The 20,279-nt window shown below is 66.7% G+C and carries 23 protein-coding genes; 17 read left to right on the forward strand and 6 right to left on the reverse strand.

All coding sequences use genetic code 11. The features are described 5' to 3' along the window. Positions 1–63: 63 nt before the first annotated feature. The 17 genes from PV768_RS04260 (at position 64) to PV768_RS04340 (ending at position 13,496) form a co-directional block, all read left to right on the forward strand. Entirely contained in the window at positions 64–1,146 is a 1,083-nt protein-coding gene (locus PV768_RS04260; protein ID WP_421092348.1) for an amidohydrolase family protein, read from the forward strand. Positions 1,147–1,245: 99 nt separating this feature from the next. Beyond that, on the forward strand, positions 1,246–2,121 hold the full coding sequence (locus PV768_RS04265; protein ID WP_157241911.1) for a VOC family protein: 876 nt from the start codon (positions 1,246–1,248) through the stop codon (positions 2,119–2,121). Between the two features lie 165 nt (positions 2,122–2,286). After that, positions 2,287–2,727 (forward strand): hypothetical protein, encoded by a 441-nt coding sequence (locus PV768_RS04270; protein ID WP_197432591.1) that lies wholly within the window; start codon positions 2,287–2,289, stop codon positions 2,725–2,727. A gap of 217 nt (positions 2,728–2,944) precedes the next feature. Further along, the gene (rpsP, locus tag PV768_RS04275) at positions 2,945–3,367 is read left to right on the forward strand and encodes a 30S ribosomal protein S16 (protein WP_321213791.1); all 423 of its coding nucleotides are present in this window, start codon (positions 2,945–2,947) and stop codon (positions 3,365–3,367) included. A 1-nt stretch (position 3,368) separates the two neighbouring features. Then, on the forward strand, positions 3,369–3,611 hold the full coding sequence (locus PV768_RS04280) for an RNA-binding protein (protein ID WP_018759999.1): 243 nt from the start codon (positions 3,369–3,371) through the stop codon (positions 3,609–3,611). A 110-nt stretch (positions 3,612–3,721) separates the two neighbouring features. Continuing rightward, positions 3,722–4,270: a ribosome maturation factor RimM gene (gene rimM / locus PV768_RS04285; protein WP_421092349.1), complete on the forward strand. Its 549-nt coding sequence runs from the start codon at positions 3,722–3,724 to the stop codon at positions 4,268–4,270. Continuing rightward, positions 4,271–5,095 (forward strand): tRNA (guanosine(37)-N1)-methyltransferase TrmD, encoded by an 825-nt coding sequence (trmD, locus tag PV768_RS04290; protein ID WP_157241914.1) that lies wholly within the window; start codon positions 4,271–4,273, stop codon positions 5,093–5,095. A 270-nt stretch (positions 5,096–5,365) separates the two neighbouring features. Further along, the gene (gene rplS, locus PV768_RS04295; protein ID WP_050054723.1) at positions 5,366–5,725 is read left to right on the forward strand and encodes a 50S ribosomal protein L19; all 360 of its coding nucleotides are present in this window, start codon (positions 5,366–5,368) and stop codon (positions 5,723–5,725) included. A gap of 85 nt (positions 5,726–5,810) precedes the next feature. Next, positions 5,811–6,488, forward strand: coding sequence for a signal peptidase I (gene lepB, locus PV768_RS04300; RefSeq protein ID WP_421092350.1), 678 nt, complete (start codon positions 5,811–5,813; stop codon positions 6,486–6,488). Further along, positions 6,489–7,316: a signal peptidase I gene (lepB, locus tag PV768_RS04305; protein ID WP_321213788.1), complete on the forward strand. Its 828-nt coding sequence runs from the start codon at positions 6,489–6,491 to the stop codon at positions 7,314–7,316. 2 nt (positions 7,317–7,318) lie between these two features. After that, on the forward strand, positions 7,319–8,119 hold the full coding sequence (locus tag PV768_RS04310; RefSeq protein ID WP_421092351.1) for a ribonuclease HII: 801 nt from the start codon (positions 7,319–7,321) through the stop codon (positions 8,117–8,119). 50 nt (positions 8,120–8,169) lie between these two features. Beyond that, positions 8,170–8,496 carry a DUF2469 domain-containing protein gene (locus PV768_RS04315; protein WP_157241918.1) on the forward strand — a complete coding sequence of 109 codons (327 nt, stop codon included), beginning with the start codon at positions 8,170–8,172 and terminating at the stop codon, positions 8,494–8,496. 138 nt (positions 8,497–8,634) lie between these two features. After that, positions 8,635–8,991, forward strand: coding sequence for a YraN family protein (locus PV768_RS04320; protein ID WP_157241919.1), 357 nt, complete (start codon positions 8,635–8,637; stop codon positions 8,989–8,991). Next, positions 8,992–10,536 carry a YifB family Mg chelatase-like AAA ATPase gene (locus PV768_RS04325; RefSeq protein ID WP_323056497.1) on the forward strand — a complete coding sequence of 515 codons (1,545 nt, stop codon included), beginning with the start codon at positions 8,992–8,994 and terminating at the stop codon, positions 10,534–10,536. Continuing rightward, a complete protein-coding gene (dprA, locus tag PV768_RS04330; protein ID WP_157241920.1) occupies positions 10,533–11,732 on the forward strand; it encodes a DNA-processing protein DprA in 1,200 nt (399 codons plus the stop codon). The genes PV768_RS04325 and dprA overlap by 4 nt, the downstream gene beginning before the upstream one ends. A 90-nt stretch (positions 11,733–11,822) precedes the next feature. Continuing rightward, positions 11,823–12,749 carry a tyrosine recombinase XerC gene (locus PV768_RS04335; RefSeq protein WP_321213784.1) on the forward strand — a complete coding sequence of 309 codons (927 nt, stop codon included), beginning with the start codon at positions 11,823–11,825 and terminating at the stop codon, positions 12,747–12,749. A 243-nt stretch (positions 12,750–12,992) separates the two neighbouring features. Further along, the gene (locus PV768_RS04340) at positions 12,993–13,496 is read left to right on the forward strand and encodes a DUF3145 domain-containing protein (RefSeq protein ID WP_157241921.1); all 504 of its coding nucleotides are present in this window, start codon (positions 12,993–12,995) and stop codon (positions 13,494–13,496) included. An 88-nt stretch (positions 13,497–13,584) separates the two neighbouring features. On the opposite strand, the gene PV768_RS04345 is transcribed toward PV768_RS04340, so the two are convergent. From PV768_RS04345 to PV768_RS04370, 6 genes are all read right to left on the reverse strand, one after another. Continuing rightward, positions 13,585–14,820: a beta-ketoacyl-[acyl-carrier-protein] synthase II gene (locus PV768_RS04345; protein ID WP_321213783.1), complete on the reverse strand. Its 1,236-nt coding sequence runs from the start codon at positions 14,818–14,820 to the stop codon at positions 13,585–13,587. A gap of 162 nt (positions 14,821–14,982) precedes the next feature. Further along, positions 14,983–15,228: an acyl carrier protein gene (locus tag PV768_RS04350; protein WP_009359314.1), complete on the reverse strand. Its 246-nt coding sequence runs from the start codon at positions 15,226–15,228 to the stop codon at positions 14,983–14,985. Between the two features lie 79 nt (positions 15,229–15,307). Continuing rightward, entirely contained in the window at positions 15,308–16,369 is a 1,062-nt protein-coding gene (locus PV768_RS04355) for a beta-ketoacyl-ACP synthase III (RefSeq protein ID WP_157241923.1), read from the reverse strand. Next, entirely contained in the window at positions 16,366–17,295 is a 930-nt protein-coding gene (locus tag PV768_RS04360; protein WP_321213782.1) for an ACP S-malonyltransferase, read from the reverse strand. Before PV768_RS04360 ends, PV768_RS04355 begins: the two co-directional genes overlap by 4 nt. Before the next feature lie 88 nt (positions 17,296–17,383). Then, complete coding sequence (locus PV768_RS04365) at positions 17,384–18,628, reverse strand: PucR family transcriptional regulator (RefSeq protein ID WP_157241925.1); 1,245 nt, start codon at positions 18,626–18,628, stop codon at positions 17,384–17,386. A gap of 154 nt (positions 18,629–18,782) precedes the next feature. Then, positions 18,783–20,279 (reverse strand): transketolase-like TK C-terminal-containing protein (locus PV768_RS04370; protein ID WP_421092352.1); only part of this gene is annotated, 1,497 nt, incomplete at its 5' end.

Here is a 20,279-nt window from a genome sequence, read left to right on the forward strand (position 1 = left end):
CCCCCGGAAGGGCGGCGTCACATTTGCGGGTGCTAGCCTGACCGGGCATCGAAAGGAAGCCCGATGGCAGACATCATTCACTTTCGCGGACCCGTCCTGACCGCCCCGGACCGGGTACGCCATGGACTCTGGTCGGTGGACGGCAAGCTCACGTTCAGCCGGCCAACTGCCCCTCCGGCGCGGGAGCTCGACGGCTGGGTGCTGCCGGGATTCGCTGACGCCCACTGCCACATCGGACTGGGCCCCGCCGGCCCGGTCGAACCCGCCCTTGCACGGGAACAGGCGCTGGCTGACCTCAACGCCGGAACCCTGCTGGTCCGCGACGCCGGCTCACCTGCCGATACCCGCTGGATGCAGGGCGGCCGGGACTTTCCGGTGCTGATCCGGGCAGGACGGCATGTGGCCCGCACGCGCCGCTACCTGCGCGGCTTTGCGGCGGAGGTCGAACCCGACGGGCTCGTGGAGGCCGTGCGGAAGCAAGCACGCGACGGCGACGGCTGGGTCAAACTGGTGGGCGACTGGATCGACCGGAGCGCCGGCGACCTCGCGCCCTCCTTTCCTGCCGCCGTCGTCCGTGACGCTGTCCAGGCTGCCCATGATGAAGGTGCCCGGGTCACGGCGCATTGCTTCGCCGAGGACACCCTGGACCAGATGCTGGACGCCGGCATTGACTGCATTGAGCACGCCACGGGGCTGCTGCCCCGCCACCTGCCCCGGTTCGTGGAGCAGGGCGTGCCGATCGTGCCCACCCTCATCAACATCGCTACCTTTCCTGACATAGCGGAGCAGGCAGACGCCAAGTTTCCGCGCTACGCCGCCCACATGCGCGCCCTGTGGGAACGCAGGCTGGAACGGGTGGCGGAGGCCCATTCCGCCGGCGTACGCATCTTTGCCGGGACGGACGCAGGCAGCGTGGTCCGCCACGGGAGGATCGCAGATGAGATCCTCGCCCTGCACGGGGCCGGCCTGCCCATGCCTGCGGCCCTGGATGCCGCCTGCTGGGCAGCCCGCACGTGGCTGGGAGCGGACAACCTGGAGGAAGGCGCGCGGGCCGACGTCGTGGTGTGCCGCGAAGACCCGCGGACCACCCCGGAAACGATCAGGGCGCTGGAACACGTGGTGCTGGGCGGCCGCATCATCCGCTGAGTTATTTGAGGCCGCCACTTGGAATAAATTGAAGCTTCAAGTAATTTTAATATGTGACAGGCCGCCGACGGGACGGCCTCCAATACAAGGAGCCTTCAAATGACCGACGCAGCCGCCCGCCAGGACCTCCTTCCTGCCGACCTCGCCATGGGCACCGTGATGCTCAAGGTGGGCGACATGAAGGTCATGACCGATTACTACCAGCGGGCCCTCGGCCTGGAGGTCGTCGCGGAGCAGGACGGCGGGCTCTACCTCGGCCGGCTGCAGAAACCGCTGGTGCACCTGGCTCCCGCTCCGGGCCTGACGCTTCCGGGCCGGGGAGAGGCCGGCCTCTTCCACACCGCGCTGCTGTTCGAGAACCAGGCAGACCTGGCCGCGACCATCGCCACGGCCGCGCAGTTTGAACCCCGTTCCTTCACCGGCAGCGCAGACCACCTTGTCAGCGAGGCCTTCTACTTCACCGACCCCGAAGGCAACGGGATCGAACTCTACTGGGACCGGCCGCGCAGCAGTTGGTCCTGGAACGGCACTGACGTGGTGATGGACAGCCTGGCCCTTCCGCCGCAGCGCTATTTGGAGCAGCACCTCACTGAGGAGTCCCTGGAACGCCAGCGGGGAACCGTTGCGGGCGTGGGCCATGTGCACCTCCAGGTGGGCGACGTCCAGACCGCCCGCGACTTCTACGTGGGGACCCTCGGCTTCGAAAAGACCGCAGGCTGGCACGGCCAGGCCCTGTTCGTCTCGGCGGGCCGCTACCACCACCACATGGCAATGAACGTATGGAACAGCCGCGGCGCGGGGCCGCGCAAGGACACCCTCGGCCTGGGTGAGGTCCTCATCGAAGTGCCGTCGGGGGACGACGTCGGCGCCCTCGCCGACCGCCTCAAGGTTGCCGGTGTTGCCGCCCACCACACCGGAGCCGAACTCCGGTTCGAGGATCCGTGGCGCAACAGGATCCGGGTGGCAGTCCGCTGACCGGCGCACTCCCGGACAGGGGCTGCGTGCCGCCGCAGGGGTTGTCCGCCGGCTGGTACCGCCGGGAAGGCCCGGCGGTACCTGTACTAGGCTGAAACCGAACTGCCGGGCAGCGCGCGCTGCATCCCGGCGGGCCGCACCGTCAACGGAATGAGGGCACTTCCCATGGGCTTCACCGAAATCTTTGTTGCCACCCACGACGCCGCACTGAAGCGCGGCGGCATCCTGGACAAGGGCGGCAGCGCCCCTGCCGGCGACGCGGTCCGGATCCCGGGAATCAGCGACTTTGAAGTGGAACAGCTGGGCGACCTGGCCGGAACCGCCGTCCATGCCGGCGGGGCAGACTATGAGCTGACCATGGTGGACGTGGCGAGCGATTCGCTCCTTGCGGTTCCGCCCGCGATGGTGCGTGCCCTGGCCGACCTGCTCTCCTATGAAACCGAAGGGGAGGGCGACGTCCTCGACGACGTCGCTGAGCAGTGGGCGGCGCAGGATGACATGCCCTTCGATGCCGCCCAGGCGCGCACCTACGTGCGGCAGCTCGCTGAAATGGCCAGCGGAATCGCCGACTCGGAGCGCACCGGCCTCTACGTCTGGTCCGCCTGAGCCGTTCCTGCCCCGTCTGTCCGGGCGCGGCGGGGCCGCGCCAGGACGTGTCAAGTCGAAATCCGAACGCTGATCTGGCACAATAAACAGGTACTCGATCTGCGTGGCCCCTCTCTCCGCGTCAGGATCCTGTCCTTCGAGCCCGCAAGTATGGCCCGCCCCACGGGTGCAGAAAGCCGGGTTCACCCCCTTTTCTGAAACAGGAGTGACCACAACAGTGGCCGTAAAGATTCGCCTTAAGCGCTTTGGCAAGATGCGCGCACCGTACTACCGCATCGTCGTCGCGGACTCACGCACCAAGCGTGACGGCCGTGCCATCGAAGAAATCGGCAAGTACCACCCCACCGAAGAGCCCTCATTCATCGAGGTCAACTCCGAGCGTGCGCAGTACTGGCTGTCCGTCGGCGCCCAGCCGTCCGAGCAGGTCGCCGCGATCCTCAAGATCACCGGTGACTGGCAGAAGTTCAAGGGCCTGCCGGGCCAGGAAGGCACCCTGAAGACCAAGTCTGAGAAGGCTGCCTTCGTTGCCCCGGAAAAGGGTTCCGTGATCATCCCGGAAGCCATCACCAAGAAGGCATCCAAGTCTGATGCAGCCGAAGCACCCGCCGAGGCCGAAGCAGAGACCACCGAGGCTGAGTAGATTGCTGGCAGAAGCGCTGGAACACCTGGTCCGCGGAATCGTTGATTCCCCGGATGACGTCAAGGTCAGCTCCAAGAACAACCGCCGCGGGGACACCCTCGAAGTGCGTGTTCACCAGGACGACCTCGGACGGGTGATTGGCCGCCAGGGCCGCACGGCGCGTGCACTGCGCACCGTGGTGGCAGCCCTGGCCGGCGGGGAGCCGGTGCGGGTCGACGTCGTCGACACCGACCGCCGCCGCTGAGCGCTCGGCAATATCAGTTTTAGCTCCGGCCCCTCCACCAACGCGGTGGAGGGGCCGGAGTGCTTTCACCAGAACACCGTGGATTAACCACAACCCGAACAGAGGAACACATGCAGCTTCAGGTGGCACGAATCGGCAAACCCCATGGCATCCGCGGGGAAGTAACGGTCCAGGTCCTGACCGATGCCCCTGGGGACCGGTTTGTCCCGGGCGCCGAGTTCACGGTTGAACCGGCGGCCGTGGGCCCGCTCACCGTGAACAGTGCCCGCTGGAACAAGGACATCCTGCTGCTGGGCTTCGACGGGATCGAAACCCGCAATGAAGCGGAAACCCTCCGCGGTGCCAAACTCTTCATCGAAACCGAGGAGCTGGAGGAGGACGACGACGAGGGCTGGTACGAGCACGAGCTCGTCGGCCTGGAGGCCCGGGTGGGCTCAACCGTTGTGGGCAAGGTTGCCGCCCTCAACACCGGTACCGCGCAGGACCTGCTGATGGTCACCACTCCGGAAGGCGTCGAGATCCTGGTTCCGTTCGTCGAACAGATTGTTCCGGAAGTCAATATCGAGGAGGGCTACATCCTCCTGACGCCGCCGGAGGGTCTTTTCGAGCTGAACGCGGAGCCCGAAGCAGCCTCTTCGGAGCCGGAAGGCAAAGCGTAGATGCGGATCGACGTCGTCAGCATCTTCCCGGAGTACCTGGCACCGCTGGAACTGTCGCTGATCGGCAAAGCCAGGCAGGACGGGATCCTGGACCTGCGTGTCCACGATCTCCGCTCCTTCACCACGGACCGGCACCGGACGGTGGATGACACCCCCTACGGCGGTGGCGCCGGCATGGTCATGAAGCCCGAACCGTGGGCGCAGGCCCTGGCCTCGATTGCCGAAGACCGCCCGGAAGGGGCGGCCCGGCCGGTATTGATCGTTCCCTCGCCCGCCGGGGAGCGCTTCACCCAGGCGCTGGCCTACGAACTGGCGGAACAGGAGCACCTGGCGTTCGCGTGCGGACGCTACGAGGGCATTGACGAACGCGTCATCGAGTGGTCCAGGGAGCATTTCGACGTCCGTCCCGTCAGCCTGGGGGACTACGTCCTGAACGGCGGCGAGGTGGCAGTCCTGGCCATGGTGGAGGCCATCGGCCGCCTCCTGCCGGGCGTGGTGGGCAATCCCGAGTCCCTTGTGGAGGAATCCCACTCCGACGGGCTCCTGGAGTATCCCGTCTATACGAAACCGTCCGTGTGGCGTGACCGCGAAGTGCCGGCCGTCCTGTTGAGCGGCAACCACGGCAAGATCGCGCAGTGGCGCCGGCACGAACAGTTCCGCCGGACGGCGGAGCGCCGGCCGGACCTCCTTGAAACGTTCGACGCCGGAAAGCTGCCGCGCGCGGACCGCGCCGAACTGCAGGAGCTGGGGTACGACGTCGTCGACGGGCGCCTGCGCCGCCGCCCCGGTGCTGAAGGCGCCCAGGCGGACTCATCCAGGTCCTAGGGCGGGCGGCGGGGCAGCCATTTTTCGGCGGCGGCCCCGGGGATTGGCTGTAGCCTCCGCAATGTGGCAAAATTAGTCCTTGTGTCTGCTGGGTCCGCACCTGCCACAGGGGGAGCGCAACCAACAGCCAAGACAACCGGCCCCGTCAACCAGTGAAGCGGCCGGACCACTTAACTTTCGGCAGCAATCTCCGGGTACGCCACCAGCGTCCGGGCTTGCCTGCCGTGACCCAAAGTGAATGACCTGTGGCGTTCACCAGGAGTGCACATTATGCATATTCTCGATTCCGTCGATGCAGCCTCGCTGCGTACCGATGTTCCCGCGTTCCGCGCCGGTGACACCCTCAAGGTTCACGTGAACATCATCGAAGGCAAGAACACCCGTGTCCAGGTATTCCAGGGCTTCGTCCTGGGCCGCCAGGGCGAAGGCGTCCGCGAAACCTTCACCGTCCGCAAGGTGTCCTTCGGTGTCGGCGTGGAGCGTACCTTCCCGGTTCACTCCCCGATCATCGAAAAGATCGAGGTCGTTACCAAGGGTGACGTCCGCCGCGCGAAGCTTTACTACATGCGTGCACTGCGCGGTAAGGCTGCGAAGATCAAGGAAAAGCGCGACTTCAGCACCGCCAAGTAAGTCCCTTCGGACCTACAGAGGCTGGGCCGCAGCCGTATCCGGCCAGCGCCGGAGCCATCCAGCACCAGCGCCCAGGATACGGACCATGGACCAGACAAAACGCCAGCCCCGAAAAACGGGCTGGCGTTTTGCGTTCCTCGCCGTCTTCCTGGCCGTTGCCGTCAGCGGACTGGTCCGCTCATTGTGGCTCGATATTTATTTCATCCCGTCTGCCTCCATGGAGCCCGGGCTGGAAGGCGGGGACCGTATCCTGGTTTCCCGGACCGACTTCCGGGACGAACCGGTCCGGCACGGGGATATCGTCGTCTTTGACGGCCGGGGTACCTTCGCCCCGCTCAAGAGCGGCAACGGCCCCTTCATGGATGCGGCGGCCGCCATTACCCAATGGGCCGGCCTTACGGGCAGCGACACAACCTACGTCAAAAGGGTCATCGGCACGCCGGGCGATTCGGTAGCCTGCTGCGACGCCGGCGGCAACGTGACGTTGAACGGCGAGCCCTTGGAGGAGCCGTACATTTTCAGCGGTGACGCCCCCAGCACCCAGAAGTTCAGCGTCGTGGTCCCGGAGGGGCGCCTCTGGCTGATGGGTGACCACCGGTCGCTGTCCGCCGATTCCAGAAGCCTGCTCGGTGCCCCCGGCGGCGGCATGGTCCCGCTGGACAGGGTTATCGGCAGGCCGGTCCAGATCATCTGGCCCCTTGATAGATTTGCTTCAGTACCACGTCCGCCTGCGGCAGGACCAACAACAGAGAACGGACAGTAGATGCCCGAGAACCACGCGCGGATTCCTGAACCACGTCAGGACGGGGCTTCGGGCACACCCGCCGATGCGGTTCCGGTGACGGCCGCCCGGGATCCCGAGGCGCCTGCCCCCGCCGCCGCGGACAGCCGCTCTGCCGCCAAGGCAGCCGGGAAATCCGCTGGCAGCCCGGTCCTTGCCTGGCTGAAGGAAATCGCCACTGTGGTGGTGATCGCCGTCGTGCTGTCCTTCCTCATCAAGACGTTCCTGTTCCGGGCGTTCTTTATCCCGTCCGAGTCCATGGTCAATACGCTGGACGTCGACGACCGGATTTTCGTCAACCTCCTGGTGCCTGAACCCTTCTCGCTTAGCCGCGGCGACGTGGTGGTTTTCCGGGACACCAAGGGCTGGCTGCCTGCCGCGCCGGAAAAGGAGCAGGGGCCCTTCACCTGGATCCAGGACGGCCTGACCTTCGTCGGCCTGCTGCCGGACAACTCTGAACAGCACCTGGTCAAAAGGGTCATCGGACTGCCGGGGGACCATGTGGTCTGCTGCGATGCCGGCGGTAAACTGACCATTAACGGGACGGCAATCAACGAAAGCTACGTCAACCCCGCCGAGGTTCCGCAGATCCGCACCTTCGATGTAGTTGTCCCTGAAGGGAAGGTGTGGGTGATGGGCGATAACCGGAACCACTCCGCCGACTCCCGTGCCCACATGGATTCCGACGGCGGGTTCATCGACCTCGACGACCTCGAAGGCAAGGCGGCGGTCATTGCCTGGCCGCTGAACCGCATCACCACCCTTGGCAATTACCCGGACGTGTTCCGGAACGTGCCGGCGGCGCCCTGACCATGTCCACGGCAATCAAGCCCGGGACGGGTCCCGCCAGGCCGCCCGCGCGCGCAAAGGCCCCTACGTTGAGGCACGAGCGGACCTTCAAGGCACAGGGGATACGGTACCTCGCAGGGGTGGACGAGGTGGGGCGGGGCGCGCTTGCCGGCCCGGTCAGCGTAGGCATTGCCGTGGTGGACCTGGAACGCCAGAAGCCGCTGGCCGGCGTGCGGGACAGCAAGCTCCTGAGCCCCGCCGAACGGGAGCGGCTCGAACCGCTGGTGCGCCGTTGGAGCGTGGCTTCGGCAGTGGGCCATGCCTCCGCCCAGGAAATCGACTCCATCGGCATCATTGCCGCCCTGCGCCTCGCCGGAACACGGGCCTGGCGGGAGGTCCTCGAGGCAGGCATCCGTCCGGAGGCGGTGCTCCTGGACGGCAGCCACAACTGGCTTTCCCCCGCGGAGCAGCTGTCATTGTTCGACGAACCCGTTGTCGAGGCCAGCTGTGACGCCCCCGTGCATACCAAGATCAAAGCTGACATGCAGTGCTTGAGCGTCGCTGCGGCAAGCGTCATCGCCAAAGTTGAACGGGACAGGATGATGCGGGAACTGCACGTCGAGTTCCCCGACTTTGGCTGGGACATCAACAAGGGCTACGCCACGGCCCTGCACCGCGACGTCCTCCGCGCTGCCGGGCCGACGCCCTACCACCGGGTCAGCTGGCGCCTGCTTGGCGGAGACCTGCTCGACGGCCGGCTGCCGGACGGGCAGGATCCGGACGGTGAAGATCCGGATGGCGAGGATCCCGCCGTCGACGCCTGAGTGCTCCGGCGCGGGCAGCGGCTGCCCCGCCGATGGTGCAAGATGGAAGCATGAGTGCTGAGGATCTTGAAAACTACGAAACCGACATGGAGCTCCAGCTCTACCGTGAATACCGGGACGTGGTCGGATTGTTCAGCTATGTTGTCGAAACCGAACGCCGCTTCTACCTGGCCAACCATGTCGACCTGCAGGCGCGCAGCGCCGACGGCGAAGTCTACTTCGACCTCACCCTGCAGGACGCGTGGGTGTGGGACGTCTACCGCTCGGCCAGGTTCGTCAAGAGCGTCAGGGTCCTCACGTTCAAGGACGTCAACGTCGAAGAGCTGCCCCGCAACGAGGAACTTTCCCTTCCCAAGGACGTCGACCTGGGCAACTAGATCCGTTCCGCCGGCCGGACCCTCCCTGCAAAGCGGACTCCTCCTGCACAGGGGCACCTGACCGCATTTAATCCACATAGGCGGTCATCGTCCTGTCCTCCGTGCTCCAGCCACCACAGGCTGGTTGCGGAGGTAGAAATGAAATCGAAAGACCTGTTGGGCCGGCACGGCGAGGACCTCGCTGCCGGCTATCTTGAAACCCTGGGCATGCTGGTGGTTGAGCGTAACTGGCGCTGCACCGAAGGCGAAATAGACATAGTTGCCCTCGACGGCGACGCCCTGGTCATCGCCGAAGTAAAGACCCGCCGCACCCTGGACTACGGCCATCCCTTCGAAGCCGTGGGCCCGGAAAAACTTGCGCGGCTCCACCGGCTTGGGGCTGCGTGGTGCAGGGACCGGGAGCTGCGGATGCCGCTGCGGCGTGTTGACGTCATCGCGGTGATAGACGACGGCGGCGGGACACCCCTGGTGGAACACCTCAAGGGGGTGGGATAAGTGCCACTGGGCCGCACCTACTCCATTGCCCTGGTGGGGCTGAACGGATACATGGTGGAGGTTGAGGCCGACATCGGCCAGACCCTCCCGGCGTTCGTCCTCCTCGGCCTGCCCGACGCTTCCCTCAACGAGGCGAAGGAGCGCATCCGGTCCGCGGCGAAGAACTCCGGGATTCCCCTGAGCCGGAGGAAAATCACCGCCAACCTTATCCCCGCCTCGTTGCCCAAACGCGGTTCGGGATTCGATCTTGCCGTCACCATGGCAGTGCTCCGCGCCGCCAATGACATCAAACCCACGGGGCGGACCGTGTTCATCGCGGAGCTTGGGCTCGACGGCAGGCTGCGCCCGGTCAGGGGCATCCTGCCGGCCGTGATGGCCTCGGTACAGGCCGGGTATCCGGACATCGTCGTGGCACAGGCGAACTTCGCGGAGGCGGCCCTGGTCCCCGATGCCAAGGTGCGGGGGTACAGCACGCTGGCCAGGCTGGCACTGGACTTCGGTGCAGACCCCCAGGAGCTCGCGCTGGATTTCGAACCCGAGGACGCGGACAGTGCCGACGAGGCAGCCGGCGAATCGGGGGCGTACCCCGATATGGCCGATGTCTCGGGCCAAGGCGATGCACGGCGTGCGCTGGAGGTGGCGGCCGCCGGGGCGCACCATCTCCTCCTGACGGGTCCGCCGGGCGCCGGGAAAACCATGCTGGCGGAACGCCTGCCCGGGCTCCTGCCCGATCTTGGCGACCATGAGTCCATGGAGGTTACAGCCATCCATTCGCTGTGCGGGCTGCCTTCCTCCTCAGTCCAGCTGCTCCGGAGGCCGCCGTTCGAAAGCCCGCACCACTCGGCAACCGCGGCTGCCATCATCGGCGGCGGCTCCGGGCTTCCCCGGCCGGGGGCGGCCTCCCGGGCACATCGGGGCGTCCTGTTCCTTGACGAGGCCCCGGAGTACGAGCGCCGGGTGCTGGACGCGCTGCGCCAACCGCTGGAAAGCGGCGAGCTGGTGATCCACCGGTCAGCCGGAACCGCCGCCTATCCCGCCCGCTTCCAGCTCGTCCTCGCGGCAAATCCCTGCCCCTGCGGCAAAGCTTCCGGAAAGGGACTCGAGTGCACCTGCACACCCATGATGCGTCGGCGGTATCTCGCCAGGATGTCCGGGCCGCTCCTGGACCGCGTGGACATCCAGCTGCAGGTGGAACGGGTCTCCCTGGCCGACTTCGGACAAGCCGGAGCGGAGGAAGATACCGCCACCGTGGCGTGCCGGGTGCGCGGCGCACGGGGGCGGCAGTTCGAGCGGCTGGCACGCTATGGGCTGGAGACCAATGCACAGGTCCCGGGCCGCATCCTGCGGGGTGAGCTTAGGTTGCCGGCGGCCGTGACCCGCATCCTGGACCATTCGCTGGAACGGGGCGTGCTCACGGCCCGCGGCTACGACCGGGTGCTCCGGCTGGCCTGGACCCTGGCAGACCTCGGGCACCGGGAACAGCCGGACACCAACGACATCGGGCAGGCCCTGGGCCTTCGGCAGGCAGCGGCGGCCGCGGCATGACTCAAGTAGCCAGGGACATCGAACGGCGTTCCCGTGCCGCCCTCTCGCGATTGATGGAGCCGCAGGACGCGGCAGGTCTGGCCCTTGTGCAGGTGGCCGGGGCGGTGGACGCACTGCGGATCGCTACCGGCGAGGTGGCGGCAGGGCCGGATATGGAGCGGGAGATTACCGCACTCCTCACGGACGGCGGTTCGGCCGCGGTCTGGGCCGGGATGGCCAACGCCCTCAAACGCTGGAAGCCCCGCGTCCCCGATCTCGCTCCCGAACGCGACCTTGAAACCATGGCACGGCTCGGCGGGCGCCTGATCATTCCGTCGGACGGGTTATGGCCTGCCCAGCTGGCAGACCTCGGAATCCAGGAGCCTATCTGCCTCTGGTGGCGGGGCCAGGAACAGAGGCTTCCCGATGCGGCCACAGCCGTTGCCATTGTGGGGTCCAGGGACAGCACGAGCTATGGAGCATCGGTCACGGGCGATATGGCCTACTCCCTGGCCCAGCGCGGATTCACCGTGGTGTCCGGCGGCGCCTACGGCATAGACGCGCATGCCCACCGGGCAGCCCTTGCCGGTGCGTCGGATTCCCTGCCGACCATTGCGGTGATGGCCGGGGGAGTGGACCGTTTCTACCCCTCGGGAAACGAGGACCTCCTGCGGGCCGTGTGCAACCAGGGCGCAGTCCTCGCCGAGGTTCCCCCAGGGTCCGCCCCCACCCGCTACAGGTTCCTCCAGCGCAACCGCATTATTGCCGCGCTGTCAGCCGTTACCGTCGTTGTCGAGGCAAGGTGGCGGTCCGGGGCACTGAACACCGCCCACCACGCCGAGACCCTCGGCCGTGCTGTCGGTGCTGTTCCCGGATCCGTGCACAGCGCCAACTCGGCCGGCTGCCACCGTCTTCTTCGGGATGGCGGGGCCGTTTGCGTGACGGACGCCGCCGAGGTTGCCGAACTGGCCGGACCCAGCGGTTCTGCCCTTCCTGACGCGCGCCAAGGCCAGGCCGCCGTTCAGGACGGACTGACCCTGGAGGATCTGATTCTTCTGGACGCCCTGCCGCTGCGCTCCACCACGTCCGTCGAAAAGCTCTCCACGGTCGCGGGCCTGGGCCAGGAATCCGTCCGGGCCGGCTTGGGCCGGTTGGGATTGCTGGGCTTGGCCGTCTCGGAGCGGGGCGGCTGGAAACGCGGAAAGGCAACCAGCTGATGCGCCTGATCCGCCGTTGTGGGCGTACGGGCCGGGACGGGAGGTGCGTGTCAGCGCTCCTTTCGGCGCTGGAACTGAGACAGTAGGGGGGTGGAAAATGAGGAACTGCCCGCGGAGCTTCGCGCGGCGCTTGAGGCCTTCGCGCGGTACCTGTCCGCCGAGCGCGCCGTTTCTCCACACACGCTCCGAGGGTACCTGGGCGACGTCCGGAGCCTCCTGTCCCATGCCTCGGCTGAAGGCGCCATCCGCCTTGGGGACCTGGAGCTTGGAACGTTCCGGCGCTGGCTCGGGGACCAGAGCCAGGCCGGCGCCGCACGGGCAACCCTCGCCCGTCGGTCCGCCTCCGTAAGGGTCTTCACGGCCTGGGCGCTGGCGGAGGAGCTCATCGTTGCGGATCCCGCACTGCGTCTCACGGCCCCCAAGCGGGAGCAAGCTTTGCCCGGCGTCCTGCAGGCAGCACAGGTGACCCGGCTGCTGGCCACCCTGGACGATGCGGCGGCCGAGGGCGCGCCGCTTTCCCTGCGGAACCGTGCCATCGTGGAACTGCTCTACGCCACCGGTGTCCGTGTGGGCGAACTGGCAGGGCTGGACATCGATGATTTGGACCCCGACCGCCGCACCCTGCGCGTCATCGGCAAGGGCAACAAGGAACGCACGGTGCCCTACGGTGTTCCCGCTGCCCTGGCCGTGGACGACTGGCTGCGGCGGGGCAGGCCCCTGCTCGCCAAGGGCAGCAGCGGGCGGGCGCTCTTCCTGGGCGCCCGCGGCGGCCGGGTGGACCAGCGCCAGGTCCGCGCCATGGTCCACGACCTCTTCGCAGGGCTTGGCGATACCTCGGCCTCGGGGCCGCATGCCCTGCGGCATTCGGCGGCCACGCATCTGCTGGACGGAGGGGCCGATCTCCGCGCCGTACAGGAAATCCTTGGCCACAGCAGCCTGGCCACCACCCAGATCTACACCCATGTCTCGGTGGACCGGCTCCGGCAGAGCTACCAGCAGGCCCACCCGAGGGCGTAAGCCAGCACCGCCATGAATCGCACTGGCGTAATTTCGTGGGGTACGGCACAATGAGAGTCAGGTCCGGTAACTTTCAAGTCCTGCGTGAAGCTTGCGGCTTTTCGCGTCACAGCAAGTCCGGACACAGCTTTATCTGATACATCTGAATAGGCAGGCAGGAACGCCGCCGCAGTGCAGGCACCAGCAGTTCCATCCAGGCAGAGGGTCGTTGGGGAAGACGTACCTAGAGCTATGGAGGATGGAATGTCTGATGCAATGACCCGCGGTGTGCTGTTCGTTCACTCGGCCCCTACGGCCCTGTGCCCTCATGTTGAGTGGGCCATCGGATCCGTCGTGGACAAGCGGACGGATCTTGAGTGGACCCCTCAGCCTGCCGCGCCCGGAATGTTCCGGGCCGAGCTGTCCTGGACCGGCGCCCCCGGGACAGGATCCAAGCTTGCGTCGTCCCTGCGCGGGTGGGCGCACCTTCGGTATGAGGTCACGGAGGAGCCAAGCCAGGGCGTTGACGGCGGGCGGTGGTCGCACACCCCTGAGCTTGGGATCTTCCACGCCGTCACCGACGTCCACGGCAACATCATGGTGTCCGAGGACAGGATCCGTTACGCCTACGAGTCGGGCGCCGGTGACCCCGCCGCCGTCTACCACGAACTCTCCCTCGCCCTGGGCGAAGCCTGGGACGAAGAACTCGAACCGTTCCGGCACGCTGCTGAAGGCGCTCCCGTGCGCTGGCTCCACCAGGTGGGCTGACCGCCGTCGAGCTGACGTTTTCCATAGCAAAGAGGAGGCCCCGCCAACCGGCGGGGCCTCCTCTCGTAAACGGATCAAATCCGGGGCGTTAGACGCTGCGGACGGCAATCACGGCGTTGTGGCCGCCAAAGCCGAACGAGTTGCTCAGCGCGACGATGCTGCCGGCGGGCAGGTCCCGGGCGGAGGTGACGACGTCGAGCGGGATTTCCGGGTCCTGGTTTTCCAGGTTGATGGTCACGGGTGCCTTCCGGTCGTACACGGCAAGCACCGTGAGTACGGCCTCGACGGCGCCGGAGGCGCCCAGGAGGTGCCCCATCTGGGACTTCGTGGCGGAGACGGCCACATTGTCCACATGGGATCCGAGGGCGGCGCGGAGGGCGGTGTATTCAGGCTTGTCGCCCACCGGCGTCGACGTGGCGTGCGCGTTGACGTGCACCACATCCTCGGGCTGGATCCTGCCGTCGAACATGGCGGCCTTCAGCGCACGCGTGGCGCCCAGGCCCTGGGGGTCGGGAGCGGTGATGTGGTACGCGTCGGCAGTGACCGACGTTCCGGCCAGTTCGCCATAGATACGCGCACCGCGCGCCAGTGCGTGTTCCTCAGCTTCAAGGACCAGTGCGCCGGCACCCTCGCCCATGACAAACCCGTCACGTCCGGTGTCGTAGGGGCGGGATGCCCCCTGGGGATCGTCATTCCGGCGGGAAAGTGCCTGCATGGATGCAAATGCCGCCAGGGGCATGGGGTGGATGGCAGCCTCGGCGCCGCCGCACATGACCACATCCGCTTTGCCCGAGCGGATCAAATCCAGGCCCAGGTGCAGCGCCTCGGTACCCGAGGCACAGGCCGAAACAGGGGTGTGGGCGCCGGCGCGGGCACCGAGGTCCAGGCTGACCGCAGCGGCGACACCGTTGGGCATCAGCATGGGAACGGTCATGGGCAGCACACGGCGGGGGCCCTTCTCCTTGAGCGTGTCCCAGGCGTCCAGCAGTGTCCAGACACCGCCAATGCCGGTGGCGAAGGCAACAGCGAGGCGATCCTTGTCGAACTCGGTGATGCCGGAATCGGCCCAGGCCTCACGGGCCGCAATGACGCCGAACTGGGTGGAGGGGTCCATGCGCTTGGCTTCGACGCGGCTGAGCACGTCCAGGGCCGGGGTGCTGCAGCGCGCAGCGAAGTGGACAGGCAGCTCGTACTTGGCCACCCAGTCGTCCTCCAGGGTGCGGGCACCGGAGACCCCCTTGAGCGCGTTGTTCCACATCGTGGGTACATCGCCGCCAATGGGCGTGGTGGCACCCAGACCGGTAATGACTACTTTGCGTGTCATGGGATCACTCTTTCGTCGGTGGGGAATCCGTCTTCCGGAGGTCCCGCGTTTTGATGATCGGCACCGTTCCAACGGGCGGAAGGTGCCGGAAAAATGCGGCGGGCTGCCGGTCCGGTCATCCGGACCGGCAGCCCTGCCATGCCGTAACGGCGGAAGCCTTGGCTAGGCCTGCGCTCCGGCAATGAAGCTGACGGCGTCGCCGACGGTCTTGAGGTTCTTGACCTCTTCGTCGGGGATGCGGACGCCAAACTTTTCCTCGGCGTTGACCACGATGGTCATCATGGAGATGGAGTCGATGTCCAGGTCCTCGGTGAAGGACTTGTCCAGCTCCACGGCCTCGGGGGCCAGGCCGGTTTCCTCGTTGACGATTTCAGCCAAGCCGGCCAGGATCTCTTCGTTGCTAGCCATTGATGGCTCCTTTTCTTGTATTGCCGGCAGGTGCTGCCGGAAATGGTCCGGGCCGCGGATGCGGCCCGTTGGGGCGTTCCTAGGGAAGGACAATTACCTGGGCGCCGAAGACCAGCCCCGCGCCGAAACCGATCTGCAGGGCCAGTCCGCCGCTTAGCTCCGGATTTTCCTGCAGCAGGCGGTGCGTGGCGAGCGGGATGGATGCTGCCGAGGTGTTGCCTGCGTCAGCGATGTCCCGTGCCACTGTAACGCTCTCCGGCAGCTTCAGCTTCTTCACCATCTCGTCGATGATGCGCATGTTCGCCTGATGGGGAATGAAGGCCACCAGGTCCTCCGCCTGGATGCCGGCGGCATCAAGGGCCTGCTGGGCAACCTTGGCCATTTCCCAGACGGCCCAGCGGAAAACGGTCTGCCCGTCCTGGCGAAGGGTGGGGTACAACTCCTGGGCCTCTTCCAGGAGGGCGAGGTCGCCTGTGGAATCGGACTGCCGGGCGGCCATGCCGAGGTCGCGGACATCCAACATGGAACGGGTCATGCCGATCGCGTCCCATTTGCTGCCGTCCGATCCCCAGACAGAGGGGGCGATTCCGGGGGTGTCGGAGGGGCCGATGACGACGGCGCCGGCTCCGTCTCCGAGCAGGAACGAGATGGTGCGTTCCCTGTTGTCGATGACATCGGACAGCTTTTCGGCGCCTACCACCAGGACGTACTTGGCGGCACCGGAGCGGACCAGGGCGTCACCCTGGGCGATGCCGTAGCAGTATCCTGCACAGGCGGCCGAAATGTCGAAGGCAGGAGCCGGGGTTGCCCCGAGGCGGTCAGCCAGGCTGGCTGCGGCGGACGGGGTGGCATACGGGTGGGTCACCGTGGACACAATGACGGCGCCGAGCTGGGAAGGTTCGATGCCGGCCTTTTCCATGGCCTCGCGTGCGGCACCCTCGGCCATGTCGATGACACTGATGTCCGCGGGGGCACGGTGGCGCGTCACGATGCCGGTCCGCTGGCGGATCCACTCGTCGGAGGAATCGATCCACTGGCAGACATCCTCGTTGGTGACGATGACGCTGGGACGGTAGGCGCCCAGTCCAAGGATGCGGGTGTGCTCCTGGATGGGAGCCTGCTTCAGCGTGGGAACGCTCATGCGTCTCCCTCCAGTTCTGCGAAGAGTGCCAGGGCGGCGGAAAGGTCGTCGGGGGTCTTGACGGCTACGGTCTTGACGCCGGGCATGCCCCGCTTGGCGAGGCCGGCCAGGGTGCCGGCGGGGGCAAGTTCAATGACGCCGGTGACGCCCCGGGCAACCATCGCCTCCATGCAGCGGTCCCAGCGGACGGGACGTGACACCTGGGCAATAAGGCTGTCGACGGCGGCGCTGCCGTCAGTGACTTCGCCGCCGTCGTAGTTGGACAGCAGCGGCACCTTCGGTGCCTGCGGCTTCAACTGCGGCTGCAGCGCCTTGAGGGCGCTGACGGCGGGGGCCATGTGGCTGGTGTGGAACGCGCCGGCCACCTTAAGGGGAATGACCCTGGCCTTCGCGGGCGGGTTCGCGGCCAAGGCGTTCAGCTGTTCAAAAGTGCCTGCTGCGACGGTCTGGCCCGCCCCGTTGACGTTGGCGGGGGTGGCGCCCGCGGCCGTGATGGCCGCAAGGACCTCGGCGGGGTCGCCGCCAACTACGGCGCTCATGCCCGTGGGAGTGACGGAGGCAGCCGCTGCCATGCTGTTGGCACGCTCGCGCACGAACGTCATGGCTTCCTGCTCCGTGAGCACTCCGGCGAGGGCGGACGCGGTGATTTCACCTACGGAGTGGCCCGCGAGGATAACCGGAAGGGAACTGAGCTCAACATCAAACAGCGAACCCGCGGCAACAAGGCCGGCTGCGACGATCAGGGGCTGCGCGACCGCGGTGTCCTTGATGGTTTCCTCATCCGAGGTGGTTCCGTGGGCGACCAGGTCAATGCCTGCGATCTCGCTCAAGGAGGCCAGTTGGCCTGCCACCGAGGGCAGTTCCAGCCAAGGGGCCAGAAAACCCGGGGTCTGTGAGCCCTGTCCAGGGCAAACTATTGCAAGCACGTATCCAGCTTTCCAAATTACTGTGTGCTCCAGCGGTGTTTGTCCGCACCAAGCTCACGGGGTCAGGTTGTAGGAAGTCTACAACGCCTTAGGCTTGATTCCGGGACGGCAGGCGCTCCGCGGCAGCTTTAGGCGGGGCGGAAAGACGCCCCACCACGAGCGCAGCCTGCAGGACAAAGGCTTCCCTGGGCAGGAGCGGATCCCAGCCTGTGACGTCACAGACACGCTTGAGCCGGTACCGGACGGTGTTGGCATGGACGAAGAGTTCCCGCGCCGTTGCCTCCAGCGAATGGCCCAGTTCCAGGTAGGTTCCCAGGGTCTCCACCAGGCCGTTGGACGCCGCCAGCAACGGGCGGTAGATGTTCTTGACGAGGGAACGGCGCGCGGCGTCGTCCCCGGAGATGACGCGTTCCGGGAGCAGATCGTCTGCGGCCACCGGACGCGGCGCGGCGGGCCATGCCCTGGCCGCTGTCAGCCCGGCGAAGGCCGACTGGGCCGATCCGCTGGCTTCCAGCAGGGAACCGGCCTCCGGGCCGTACACCACCGGCCCGGGCGCAAACATTTCGCTGAGCTTCACATACGCCGTTTCCCGGTCCTGGACGCCACCCAGGATGAGGATGAGCCGGTCGCCCTGGATGCCCACCAGGGCGTCCTCCGCATACCGGCCGGCCATCCGGCGCAGCTCGCTGACGTAGCTGGCGCTGGGCTCCGAGGGAGAATTGCCCACCATGACGGTGAAGCGCTCCTGCGCCTTCCAGCCCAGTGCCGCGATCCTGGAGCGCAGGGCGTCCGTGTTTTCCCCGCGCAGGATGGCGTCCACGATGAGGGCTTCGAGCCGGGTGTCCCAGGAACCGCGGGATTCGGCGGCCCGGGCGTAGACGTCGGCGGCAGCGAAAGCGACTTCCCGCGAGTACCTCAACACTGCTTCCCGCAGTGATGGCTGGTCGGCTTCCGGCGCAATCACGGGAACCTGGTCCTCCACCACCTCGACGACGATCCGGATCAGCTGCAGCGCCTTCTGCAGGCTGATGGACCGGGTCAGTTCGGTGGGCGCGGTGCCGAAGACGTCCGTGAGGATCCACGACGGCGAGCTTGGCCGCTCGTACCAGGTGACAAAAGCGGCGATGCCGTTCTGGGCCACCATGCCCAGGGCCGAGCGTTCGTCCGAGCTGAGCCGGCTGTACCAAGGCAGCGACTTTTCCAGCTCGCGCATGGTGGTGGTGGACAGCTGGCCCACGTTTGCCCGCAGTTTCTTCAGCGTCTCGGATTTCTCCGGCGTGACCCTGGGCGTGGACGGTTTGCGCTTGGCGGACGGGGTGGCAGGTGCTGGCATTCTCTGAGCATACGGGCCCCGCCGCGCAACCTCCATTTGTGCAAAGGCTACAATGCGCATTGGCCTGCGTCACAGGACACTCCTGCCGAAACGGACGACGGCGGCCCCCGCCTTTCGGAGGGAGCCGCCGTCGCGGTTCTACTGCGGGGAGGTGCTAAGCCTCGCCGCCGGCGTTGCCGGTGGTGCCGGCATTGACGTTGTGGAGCCTGTACTTCTCAATCGCCTTGATCGGAGCCTGCGAATCCACTTCACCGCGGCGCGCGAGCATCTCCAGTGAACGCACCACGATGGAGTGGGTGTCGTTCTTGAAGAAGCGGCGGGCGGCGGCGCGGGTGTCGGAGAAGCCGAAGCCGTCGGCGCCGAGGGTGGCGAATTCGTTGGGCACGAATTGCCGGATCTGGTCGGGGACGGCTTTCATGTAGTCGGACACGGCGACGACGGGTCCGGTGGCTCCTTCGAGCTGCCGGGTGACGAAGGGGACGCGGGCGGGTTCGCCGGGGTTGAGGAAGGCTTCCTCTTCGGCGGCGAGGCCATCGCGGCGCAGTTCGTTCCAGGACGTGACGGACCAGACGTCTGCTGACACGGACCAGTCTTCTGCAAGGATCCGCTGGGCTTCGATGGCCCACGGCACCGACACGCCCGAGGCGAGGATCTGGGTCCGGGGACCGTCGATCTTTGCCGGGGCGAGCAGGTAGATGCCCTTGATGACGCCCTCGACGTCGAGTTCCTCGGGTTCTGCGGGCTGGGTGATCGGCTCGTTGTACACGGTGAGGTAGTACATCAGGTTCCGGTCTTCCGAGTCCGGACCGTACATCCGTTCGATGCCGTCGCGGATGATGTGGCCCATTTCGTAGCCGTAGGCGGGGTCGTAGGTGACGACGGCGGGGTTGGTGGAGGCGAGCAGGGGGGAGTGGCCGTCGGCGTGCTGGAGGCCTTCGCCGGTGAGGGTGGTCCGTCCTGCGGTGGCGCCGATGATGAAGCCGCGGGTCATTTGGTCCGCGGCGGCCCAGAAGGCGTCGCCGGTGCGCTGGAAGCCGAACATGGAGTAGAACACGTAGACCGGGACCAGGGGCACGCCGTGGGTGGCGTAGGCGGTGCCGGCGGCGGTGAAGGCTGCGACGGCGCCGGCTTCGTTGATGCCGGGGTGGATCAGCTGGCCTTGGGCGGATTCCTTGTACGCCAGGACGAGGTCGCGGTCTACGGAGAGGTAGTTCTGGCCCTTGGGGTTGTAGATCTTGGCCGTGGGGAAGAACGCGTCCATGCCGAACGTGCGGGCCTCGTCGGGGATGATCGGGGCGATGTGCTTGCCGAAGTTCTTGTCCCGCATCAGGTCCTTGAGCAGGCGCACGAAGGCCATGGTGGTGGCGGCCTGCTGTTTGCCCGAGCCCCGCTTGGCGACCTCGTAGGACTTCGCGTCCGGCAAGGTGATCTCGGCGTGCTTGGACCGTCGTTCCGGGACGGCCCCGCCCAGGGCTGCGCGGCGCTCCATCATGTATTTGATTTCGGGAGCGTCGTTGCCGGGGTGGTAGTACGGGGGCTGGTACAGGTCTTTTTCGAGCTGTTCGTCCGTGATAGGGATCCGCAGGTGGTCGCGGAATTTCTTCAGGTCATCCAGGGTGAGTTTCTTCATCTGGTGGGTCGCGTTGCGGCC

Origin of the sequence: Pseudarthrobacter sp. CC4 (assembly GCF_048957775.1) — a bacterium.
Classification (GTDB): Bacteria; Actinomycetota; Actinomycetes; order Actinomycetales; family Micrococcaceae; genus Arthrobacter.

Bases quoted from the DNA above. Each gene is read 5' to 3' on its own strand.
- PV768_RS04260 (WP_421092348.1), top strand. From the start codon at position 64: ATGGCAGACATCATTCACTTTCGCGGACCCGTCCTGACCGCCCCGGAC.
- PV768_RS04265 (WP_157241911.1), top strand. From the start codon at position 1,246: ATGACCGACGCAGCCGCCCGCCAGGACCTCCTTCCTGCCGACCTCGCC.
- PV768_RS04270 (WP_197432591.1), top strand. From the start codon at position 2,287: ATGGGCTTCACCGAAATCTTTGTTGCCACCCACGACGCCGCACTGAAG.
- rimM (WP_421092349.1), top strand. From the start codon at position 3,722: ATGCAGCTTCAGGTGGCACGAATCGGCAAACCCCATGGCATCCGCGGG.
- trmD (WP_157241914.1), top strand. From the start codon at position 4,271: ATGCGGATCGACGTCGTCAGCATCTTCCCGGAGTACCTGGCACCGCTG.
- rplS (WP_050054723.1), top strand. From the start codon at position 5,366: ATGCATATTCTCGATTCCGTCGATGCAGCCTCGCTGCGTACCGATGTT.
- lepB (WP_421092350.1), top strand. From the start codon at position 5,811: ATGGACCAGACAAAACGCCAGCCCCGAAAAACGGGCTGGCGTTTTGCG.
- lepB (WP_321213788.1), top strand. From the start codon at position 6,489: ATGCCCGAGAACCACGCGCGGATTCCTGAACCACGTCAGGACGGGGCT.
- PV768_RS04310 (WP_421092351.1), top strand. From the start codon at position 7,319: ATGTCCACGGCAATCAAGCCCGGGACGGGTCCCGCCAGGCCGCCCGCG.
- PV768_RS04315 (WP_157241918.1), top strand. From the start codon at position 8,170: ATGAGTGCTGAGGATCTTGAAAACTACGAAACCGACATGGAGCTCCAG.
- PV768_RS04320 (WP_157241919.1), top strand. From the start codon at position 8,635: ATGAAATCGAAAGACCTGTTGGGCCGGCACGGCGAGGACCTCGCTGCC.
- dprA (WP_157241920.1), top strand. From the start codon at position 10,533: ATGACTCAAGTAGCCAGGGACATCGAACGGCGTTCCCGTGCCGCCCTC.
- PV768_RS04340 (WP_157241921.1), top strand. From the start codon at position 12,993: ATGTCTGATGCAATGACCCGCGGTGTGCTGTTCGTTCACTCGGCCCCT.
- PV768_RS04345 (WP_321213783.1), bottom strand. From the start codon at position 14,820: ATGACACGCAAAGTAGTCATTACCGGTCTGGGTGCCACCACGCCCATT.
- PV768_RS04350 (WP_009359314.1), bottom strand. From the start codon at position 15,228: ATGGCTAGCAACGAAGAGATCCTGGCCGGCTTGGCTGAAATCGTCAAC.
- PV768_RS04355 (WP_157241923.1), bottom strand. From the start codon at position 16,369: ATGAGCGTTCCCACGCTGAAGCAGGCTCCCATCCAGGAGCACACCCGC.
- PV768_RS04365 (WP_157241925.1), bottom strand. From the start codon at position 18,628: ATGCCAGCACCTGCCACCCCGTCCGCCAAGCGCAAACCGTCCACGCCC.